Source organism: Actinosynnema sp. NPDC023658, assembly GCF_040639995.1.
Lineage (GTDB): Bacteria > Actinomycetota > Actinomycetes > Mycobacteriales > Pseudonocardiaceae > Actinosynnema.
Window position 1 is genome coordinate 1 of record NZ_JBFAAX010000236.1, and the last position, 8,689, is coordinate 8,689.

The 8,689-nt window shown below is 63.8% G+C and carries 6 protein-coding genes and 2 pseudogenes; 2 read left to right on the top strand and 6 right to left on the bottom strand.

Going from position 1 to position 8,689, the window contains the following annotated elements:
• Positions 1–298: 298 nt before the first annotated feature.
• Positions 299–553, bottom strand: a complete 255-nt coding sequence (locus AB0G02_RS21970) for a hypothetical protein (protein ID WP_360797306.1) — start codon at positions 551–553, stop codon at positions 299–301.
• Positions 554–556: 3 nt separating this feature from the next.
• On the bottom strand, positions 557–922 hold the full coding sequence (locus tag AB0G02_RS21975; RefSeq protein ID WP_360797308.1) for a DUF6247 family protein: 366 nt from the start codon (positions 920–922) through the stop codon (positions 557–559).
• 252 nt (positions 923–1,174) lie between these two features.
• Between AB0G02_RS21975 and AB0G02_RS21980 the strand changes: the two genes are divergently transcribed.
• Together AB0G02_RS21980 and AB0G02_RS21985 are read left to right on the top strand one after the other, a co-directional pair.
• Positions 1,175–2,077 (top strand): integrase core domain-containing protein, encoded by a 903-nt coding sequence (locus AB0G02_RS21980; protein WP_360797310.1) that lies wholly within the window; start codon positions 1,175–1,177, stop codon positions 2,075–2,077.
• A gap of 43 nt (positions 2,078–2,120) precedes the next feature.
• Positions 2,121–2,342 (top strand): annotated as a pseudogene (locus AB0G02_RS21985) (NlpC/P60 family protein); the annotation flags it as partial.
• Between the two features lie 110 nt (positions 2,343–2,452).
• On the opposite strand, the gene AB0G02_RS21990 reads toward AB0G02_RS21985, so the two are convergent.
• The 4 genes and pseudogenes from AB0G02_RS21990 to AB0G02_RS22005 all read right to left on the bottom strand — a co-directional run.
• Positions 2,453–5,386 carry a tetratricopeptide repeat protein gene (locus AB0G02_RS21990; protein WP_360797312.1) on the bottom strand — a complete coding sequence of 978 codons (2,934 nt, stop codon included), beginning with the start codon at positions 5,384–5,386 and terminating at the stop codon, positions 2,453–2,455.
• A gap of 19 nt (positions 5,387–5,405) precedes the next feature.
• A complete protein-coding gene (locus tag AB0G02_RS21995) occupies positions 5,406–5,792 on the bottom strand; it encodes a toll/interleukin-1 receptor domain-containing protein (protein WP_360797314.1) in 387 nt (128 codons plus the stop codon).
• A 428-nt stretch (positions 5,793–6,220) separates the two neighbouring features.
• Positions 6,221–7,918 carry a glycoside hydrolase family 6 protein gene (locus tag AB0G02_RS22000; RefSeq protein WP_360797316.1) on the bottom strand — a complete coding sequence of 566 codons (1,698 nt, stop codon included), beginning with the start codon at positions 7,916–7,918 and terminating at the stop codon, positions 6,221–6,223.
• Between the two features lie 557 nt (positions 7,919–8,475).
• Positions 8,476–8,689: pseudogene (locus AB0G02_RS22005) on the bottom strand (hypothetical protein); the annotation flags it as partial.

The following is an 8,689-nucleotide window of genomic DNA, read 5'->3' on the forward strand; positions in this document are numbered from 1 at the left end:
AAGATCGTCTACGAGCCGTTGACCAGGCAAAACCCACTGTGGGCGATACTGGGATCGAACCAGTGACCTCTTCGGTGTGAATGAAGCCGGAATAACGTCCCCACCAGCACAAATAGAATTCGCGCAGGAAAAACGCGGCTATTGGGCGCCGTTGAATGCGATTCAATGCCGTTGAACGCATCCAACGGCTCCCATTCTGCTCCCATAGCCCGCTCCTGCGTGCTCCTGGAAGTCGTGAATTGCCGCCCGACTCGCACGGACGACATTCCGGCAAGCGCAACCCCCGCAGCCGACAGGATCAGCCCAGCCACTGCACCAGCAGCAGGTGCACCTCGCGCTGCTCCTCCAGGATCAAGTACACGACCTGACCCACCCCATCCGGTCCGAAGCTCCAGTACCGCACCGCCGCGCCGGGATTGGCCTCATGTTGCGGACGGCCGTTCCACGGCTGCAACTCCAACACCGCCAGCACCTCGGCATACGCCGACAGCGCTTCCACCGGCAGCGCGGCAACCTGCTCCAGGCTCGCCGCGTCGGGCACGACGCGATACACCGGCTACTCGGCCCGCCTCTGCCGCTCGCGCAGCAGCGCCTTCATCTCCTCCAACGACACCGCGTCCGGATTGGCACCCAGGCGCTGGACCTGCTCGGCCTTGGCCAACATCCGGTAGTACGAGCCCGGGTCGCGCAACTCGCCGTAGGCGATGTGCCGCCACTTGCCCAACAGATCCCGTATCCCGGCCAAGTCCTTCGACACCTTGGCCCGCTCCAACACCAACTCCCACTCACGATCGAACTCCGCCACCAGCATCGGCGTCAACGCAGCCCGGATCGCCACCGGATCAGCCGCAGGCGCCACCGGATCAGCCGCAGGCGCCACCGGATCGCCACCGGCGGGCACCGACGCAGCAGGAGAGGCCATGACCCACCCTAACGCCAAACCACCACGAGCGTTCCCCGGCCGTTGATCACCCGCCCGGAAGCCACCGCGGCGACGGTGTCTGAAAGACACTCATGACCGACAGGCCCAGCACTAGCCTTCGCAGACCACCGGTCCACACGCCGATACACCGCCGAACCACCCTCGACGGCCTGATCAACGAGCATGGACCATAGCAGCATAAGCGCAGGTCAGCTCGTGTGGCCGACTATTGACACCTCACACGATCGCGCGATGCTCGCCGCGTTGGCGCGACGCCTACCCGCCTGGTTACGGCAACACCGGTTGGTGACACCGGGGACCCTCCTACGCTGGCACCGACGCCTGGTCGCGAAGAAGTGGACCTATCCCAACCGGACCGGCCGCCCACCGGTCGACGACGCCGTCGTGGCGTTGATCGAGCGGATGGCACGAGAGAACGCCGGGTGGGGCTACCGCCGGATCCAGGGCGAACTGCTCAAGCTCGGCCACCGGGTAGCCGCTGCAACGGTTCGCCGCGTGCTCACGCGCCTGCGAGTACCGCCCGCGCCCCAGCGCGACACCGACACCTCCTGGCGACGATTCCTGCACGCGCAGGCCGCGAGCATGCTGGCCTGCGACTTCTTCCATGTCGACTGCGCCGTCACCCTAAAACGCGTGTACGTGTTCTTCGTGATGGAAGTCGCTACCCGCTACGTCCACATCCTCGGCACCACCACGAACCCGAACGGCCCTTGGACCACGCAACAAGCCCGCAACCTGCTCATGGACCTCGGCGACCGGACAGACGACCTCCGGTTCCTCATCCGCGACCGGGCCGGCCAGTTCACCGCCTCGTTCGACGCGGTTTTCTCCGGCGCAGGCATCCGGGTCGTGAAGATCCCACCACGGTGTCCGCGAGCCAACGCCCACGCCGAGCGGTTCGTCGGCACCGTCCGACGCGAAGTCACCGACCGACTGCTCATCATCAACGAACACCACCTGCGAGCGGTACTCAACCGCTACACCTCCCACTACAACCACCGCCGACCACACCAAGCCCTACAGCTCGCACCACCACGACCGGACCGGCCGATCGCAGAGCCGGACTACGCCTCAATACGCCGCCGACCAGTCCTCGGCGGCCTGATCAACGAGTACGAACCTGCAGCAGCCTAACCGCAGTTCAGAGCATGCGGCCGACTTTTGACACCCCACACGCGTCCCCGCCGGGCAACCGCTGCTGCCGGGCGACCTCGTCTACTACGGCACACTCAGCGACATCCACCATGTCGGCCTCTACATCGGCAACAGGCTCATGATCAACGCCCCGACCTTCGGCCAACCCGTACAGATCGACAACCACCGATACAACGGCGACGACTACGCCGGAGCAACCCGCCCCGCAGCCTCGCGTGCTGTCACAGCTTCTACAGCGAGGTGATCGCACGCTGCCAGTCAGGTACGGACAAATGCACTGTCATGCCGATGAACGTGCGTTCGACGGTTCGGCACTACTGCCAGTCGTTTAGTGACAACCGGGCTGAATCGGCCTCAGCTCGACCGCACATTCTCGAGGTTTGATCGAATCTTTCTGGTCGTGGGGTGGTCGGGGCCCAGCACCCGTTTGGCGTCGGTGAGGGTGGCCTCGTATAGCGGGATCGCCCGACCCGCATCACCCGCCGACTCGTAGACATTAGCGAGGTCGTTTCGCGTGGTCAGCGTATCCGGGTGATCCGGCCCCAAAACCCGCAGGCGATCGGTCAGCAGTTCGGCGAGCGCCTCAGCGGCACCCACAGCGTCTCCCGCATGGCCCCGCCAGTAAGCGAGGTCGTTTCGCGTGGTCAGCGTATCCGGGTGATCCGGCCCGAGGTATGTGATGGCTTGATCTTGGAGACGCTGAAAGTAAGTAGTGGCAGTCGTAGGTTGTCCGGACTCGCCTGCTGAACGGCCCACGCGGAACAGTAGAAGATGACCGCGGGAATACCATAGCGAGGGCACTGTCCAGGTATGAAGCGTGTTGGCGCAGGAACGCAGCGCCTGGGTGAGTGCGGGCTGCTGGCTGTCGATTTCAGGCCATGCTTCGAGCAACGCATCGGCCACGACATGCGCCAGATCATGGTTTCGGTCAGCAGTGATGGTGTCGCGGACGGCGCGTTGAACCAATGCGTGCACCGCCACCCCGCGGACTGGGAGGTCGGGGGTGAGAGTAATCAGGTTGAACCGGTGCAGTCGGGTTAGCCCGTCGCGGACATCATCTGAGCCCACCTCACGGTCCACGCAGGTCGCGAGATGTTGTAGAACAGGCCAGGTAGTGAACACATCGAGCGGGGTACCGTTGGGGTCCAACAGGCTGGCGATTTCAAGTAGCGGTCGGGCCAGGCCCGCACCGCTTGGTCGTGTGGCGCCGTCGGCCTGGTCGGCGCGTTCGATCGACAACGACCACGTTGCAGCCAACGTCTGCTGACGTTCAACGAACAGTTCACTCTCGGCAGGCATCAGTTCGGCTAGTGTGCGACGCCGGTCGGCCAGCATGGCTCGATAGTCGGCGATTGTGAGCAAAGGGTGGTCGATAAGGTATGCCGCCGCCTGTGACAGCGCCAAGGGCAACCGCCCCAACTCTTCAGCCAAGCTCTCCAACTGGTCTCGGTCGGCGTCGTCGGTGGTGTTGGTCAACATATCGGCGAGGTAGGCCACAGCCTCGTCGCGGGTGAATACGTTCAACTCGATCATCCGACGCCCGGCATGAAGCTGCGCGTCACGACGACGAGTTGTCACGACGAACTGGCCTGTATCACTCTGGGGTGGCCACAAGCCCATGAGATCGGCTGGGTTTTGCACGTCATCGAGTACGACCAGCCATCGTCGCCCCGTACTTGCCAGCCACTCTAGGAGTGATTCTGCTGCAAACTCTGGCGTTCTGCCGAAAACTTCCGAATCCTGCTCATGCAACACCCGTTTTGCCGTATTTGCAAAGGCAGTCACGACTGCATCACGTGATACTGCAGAAACCCACACCGCCACATCCACTTTTGGTTCTGCCCACAACGACCATGCGTACCGCGCAGCAAGCTGGGACTTTCCCACTCCACCAAGCCCTGACACCACAACAGCCGAAGCCGGGGAGATACCTGCCATGGCAGTGTCTTTTTCTATCGAAAGTGTTTCGCTAATCTGGGTCATGGCCGAGCGGTCCTGAAAATGCTCTACCACCTGTGGTGGAACTCCCACCCGCACCGGCCAAGCCACTTCCCGCGACGGAGTAACGACATTAAATTGCTGGTATGCGGTTCCATCATGAGTGTGAAGCGCTATGGAACCTGACGACCGAGGCTTCAACGTGATTGTAACGACGCTTTGGTCATAGCGAACGGTAGGTGGTTCCGACTGCGTCTGGGCACAGTCCCGCAGGCTGGTAGGGATGCCACTGCCCTCGCCTTCCACCAAGCGGACCCAGGACAGCACATGAGCGAGACGGAAGTTACGCTTGATCGACTGGCCTTCTAATTCCGCGAGACTCAACTCGGCACCGTCTGCAATATTCCGGCCGAGCCAGGAACCAGGGCTACTGATCTCCAATCGATCATGGAAAAGCCGAATGTGCACGCAGATGTCGGTCGTACTGTAGTCGCGGTGCACCAAAGCGTTGGCAATAATCTCACGCACGGCGATCATTGGATAGTCGTACACGTCGACCGAGCGCACCTGATCCCGGCTCGGAAGTTCGCCGCGACGCACGTGCCGAGCAACGAAATCCCGAGCCAAGGTAATCTGGTCGGGCACAACCCCCTCGAAGGTCTCGGTATAACGCAGTGCGGAACGATCCATGCCGTGGTAACGCACGCACTTCACCGCCGCTGCAGGAAGCACCGCCGTCGGGTTTCGGCCGAACAACAGTACCCCGGTCACGGTCAACTCTCCGGCCACAGCCAGACCAGCACGTTCGAGGAACTCCCAGGGCTCCAACGTGGCGGGGTGCCGTGCTGTGACCTCCGGCCGTAATTCGTCGCGAAATCGTTGCACAGCCTCGATGTCGAGAGCATTGCGACCTAGTGGGGCGTCCATGCGTTCACTGATCCACTCTGCCTGGACAGGCGCAGACGAACCAGTTGGGGGGAAGTGCTTGGCCAGCGCGGCCAGCAGGTCGCGCACAGCGGCGGCCGAATCATCACAGTAACGTGCCACTTTGTTGCGCAGCGCCAAGTGTTCGACATACGCCTGGCTTTCCATCTGCACGACGAACACCTGTATCCGGCCCCCGGAGTGGCCCGCGTTAACAATCTGATGTGCCCAGGCGCTGCCAGAGGCCCTCGCCGTCGCGCACAGCACAACCGGGGTACCACCTGTCACCGCCCGCATCGCTGAAGCGATCAACGACTCGCCAACGACCACAGTCCCATTGTGCGTGACGTCGTAACCAGCCTCACGCAGCGGCTGTGCCAGCAGCTCCGCCTGCGCCTCCTCTCCTTCGGCATAGACCACGTACACTGGTTGTCGACGCATATGGTCACCTAATAGCGGCGCACAGGGCGGCCACGCCAGCAGCCCAATTCACTGTAAGATCCGCGTATTTAATGTCGGCGAGAATAGCGGGCGGGGTGCCGCCGGTCAGGCGCACCGGCAGGATCCGGACGCTAACACCGTCGAGCTGGCGAGCTAGGGCAGACATCCACTCTCTCCCCATCCATGGACTGATCGAGCCAGCAGCCGAATAGCACAAGACAAGGTAAGTCGACCTCGTAAGCCCTTGGTCCATTTTTTCGACGATCGAGTCGCCCAGACCGATCTCCCACTCGTCGAGCCACACCTCATGCCCATGCCATCGCAGCTCGACCGCAAGCCGCTCGGCGGCATGCGCGTCGGCCAAGCGATGACTGACGAAAACCGCAGCCATTCCGCTCCTCACTTCCGATGGACCATACTGCCACAGAGGGGCGAACACTGTCAGTTACAGAACTTGAATGGTCAGGATTAGGGTGGCTCTGGGGCGAGGGTGATGCCGGTCAGGAGTTCGGGTCGGTGCTGGATGCGTTTGAGTCGGTTGCGCACGATGTCGGCCAGGTGGTCCACGTTGGTGACGGCGAGGTTGCCCAGGCTGCGTTTGACGTGTGACCAGACGCCTTCGGTGGGGTTGAGGTCGGCGCGTAGGCGGGAAGCTGGATGACGTGCAGCCAGCCCCGCCTGGCGGCCAGGTCTCGCATTGCGGCGCTGATATGGGTGTTGAGGTTGTCCCAGATGACCACGATCTCGGCCTTGAGGTTGTGCTTGCCGAAAATATCGTCCGTGCAGGTCAGGCTGCGTGGTGGTACTCGTTGAGTCGATTCAGAGCGCCGGGTAGGCGTTCTTCATGAGCTCCTGGAACTGGGCCGAGAACCAGTGGCCCGAGAGCGGGGCGTTCGGCAGAGCGCCCGAGGGGTTGTTGCCGTTGCGCACGTTGCCACCGTAGGTCGGGTCGCACATGCGGTCGAAGCCCTTGCCCTCGTCGTTCGGGATCTCGCTGGACGCACCGTCGGACTCACCCGGCGGCTTGATCCAGACGTAGGCGTCGATGTACGGCTTCGGCGCGGCCTTCGGCCGCTCACCCAGACCGGCGCCGGACTGGTTGCACCAGTTGCCCTTCTGGGCGCGGCGGTCGATGCGCGACTGGTTCACGTAGTCGTCCACGTTGGTCGAGGTCGACTTCGCGGTGGGCCGGTTGGCGCCACCCCAGCCGTTGCGCGAGGTGTCGATCAGCATGCCGATGCCGCTGTCGAAGCCCTGCTTGACCAGCTCGGCGCGCATCGCCGTGGCGAAGCCGAGCTCACCGTTGAAGTCGTTCCAGTCGACCCACTTGGCCCGCTCCTTCACCACTGCGCCGCCGACGACGTCGTCCACCGTCCAGTACGGCTCCTCCAGCGCGGAGTAGTTCGCCGTGTTGGTGATGAAGCCGTGGACCTTGTCCTTGGTGGCACCGTTCTTGCCCAGGATGGACGCCATCATCTTCGCCGAGGCGTAGAAGTTGTCGTACTCCGGAACGGTGTCGCCCCACCCGATCCAGCCGTGGTGGCCGGAGTCGAGGTAGTTGTAGACGTTCGAGATCGCGCCCAGCTTGCCGACGGCGTACGAGACACCCTCGACGTAGTTGCCGTTGGCCTTCATCGTGTCGCAGTTCGGCACGGCCGTGGCGCGCGGCGAGACGTTGGTGACCAGGTTCGGCAGCGAGTCGATCTCGATGACCGGGACGATGCGCAGCTTCGAGTACTTCGAGTCGCTGATGATGCTGGCGATCTTGTCGATGTACTCGGTCTTGTAGCGGCCGATCTCGGTCGCGCCGAGCTCACCGTTGGAGGCCAGCGCGGCGCAGTCGCGACCGGGCAGGTTGTAGACGACGAACTGGAAGACGAGCTGACCGTCCGAGCGGGCCGCGCGCTGCTTCTCGGCCTCGTCGAGGTGGGCGGCCAAGCCCATGTTGCCCGTCGTCGGCGAGCCGTTGCCGCTGAGCGAGCTGATCCGGTCGAACCACACACCGGTGGGCTGGTTCGCGATTCGCGAGCCACCCGGCTCGGCGGCGGCCTGAGCCGACCACAGCGGGTTCACGTACACGCCCGCGCCGACGTACGGGTTGTCGACCTTGCCACCGGGGTTGTTACCCGTGGTGGTGGTAGTGGTCGTGGTCGACGTCGTGGTCGACGTGGTGGTGCTGGTCGTGGTCGACGTCGTCGTCGTGGTGGTGATGTTGCCCGTGCACACCGTTCCGTTGAGGCGGAACTGCGTGGGCGCCGGGTTGGACCCGTTCCACGAACCGTTGAAGCCGGGCGTGACCGACGCGCCGGTGCCGAGGTTTCCGGCCCAGGACGGGCTCTTGACCGTCACGCGGCTCCCGGACTGGGAGAACGTGCCGTTCCAGCCCTGCTGGACCGTCTGGCCGGCGGCGAAGTCCCACTCCAGCGTCCAACCGCCGGAAATGGCGTCACCCAGGTTGGTGACCGTGACATTGGCGCCGAATCCGCCTTGCCACTGACTCGAGATCTGATACGCCACCCGGCAACCGGGGGCTGCATTGGCGGTGGCCGTCGAAGCCACCACCCCGGCAACGGACAGGGCCGCCACCGAGGTCATCGCCAATGCCCCGGCCATTTTCCGGGAACGTACGAACGTGCGCAGACTCATGCATCGCCTCCTTGCGAGCAACCCGCCATCTGGGAGCGCTCCCAGGGATCCACCGATCGGGATTCGACGCGAGACCGAAACGAGTGGCTGGGAGCGCTCCCAGACGTACCGTAACGCACGACACCTCGTGTTGACGAGGGGTTGACCTGGGCATAATCCGCGTCTATACCCGTGCGCGGATCAGCCGTTCGAAGCCCTGACCTGCGGTGACGGACCTTCGGAGACCGATGGAATTCGTGGTGCGGGTTCGCCCGGAATCGATTCGGACGGGCAAACGGCCCTTACTCGGGTAGCCTGTTCAGCGGATTGCCGGGTCGACTGGGGAGCAAGTTCGGAGTCGAAATATTCGATCCGACGTGCCCCAGGGGTCCGGCGAATCATTTCGAAGATCACCGAATGGTCGTCGAACATTCGACGAGTGTTACCGCCTAATGGCGGCCGGCCCCCTGATCCGAAAGGACCCGGACAGCTTCGTCCACCGCCGCGAGCCTGGCCCGCCGCACGGCCTCGGACAACGGCCGCAACGCCTCGTCCCGCGCCCTCGTCGCGGTGGCCGACACGGCACCGCCGGGCGCGTCCGACGCCGCCACGGTGATGATCGCGGCGCTCTCGGAGGCGCGCGGGGGCGCGCGCGCGGCGCGC

Coding starts and splice junctions, on each gene's coding strand:
- AB0G02_RS21975 (WP_360797308.1), bottom strand. CDS start 922: ATGGCCTCTCCTGCTGCGTCGGTGCCCGCCGGTGGCGATCCGGTGGCG.
- AB0G02_RS21980 (WP_360797310.1), top strand. CDS start 1,175: ATGCTCGCCGCGTTGGCGCGACGCCTACCCGCCTGGTTACGGCAACAC.
- AB0G02_RS21995 (WP_360797314.1), bottom strand. CDS start 5,792: ATGGCTGCGGTTTTCGTCAGTCATCGCTTGGCCGACGCGCATGCCGCC.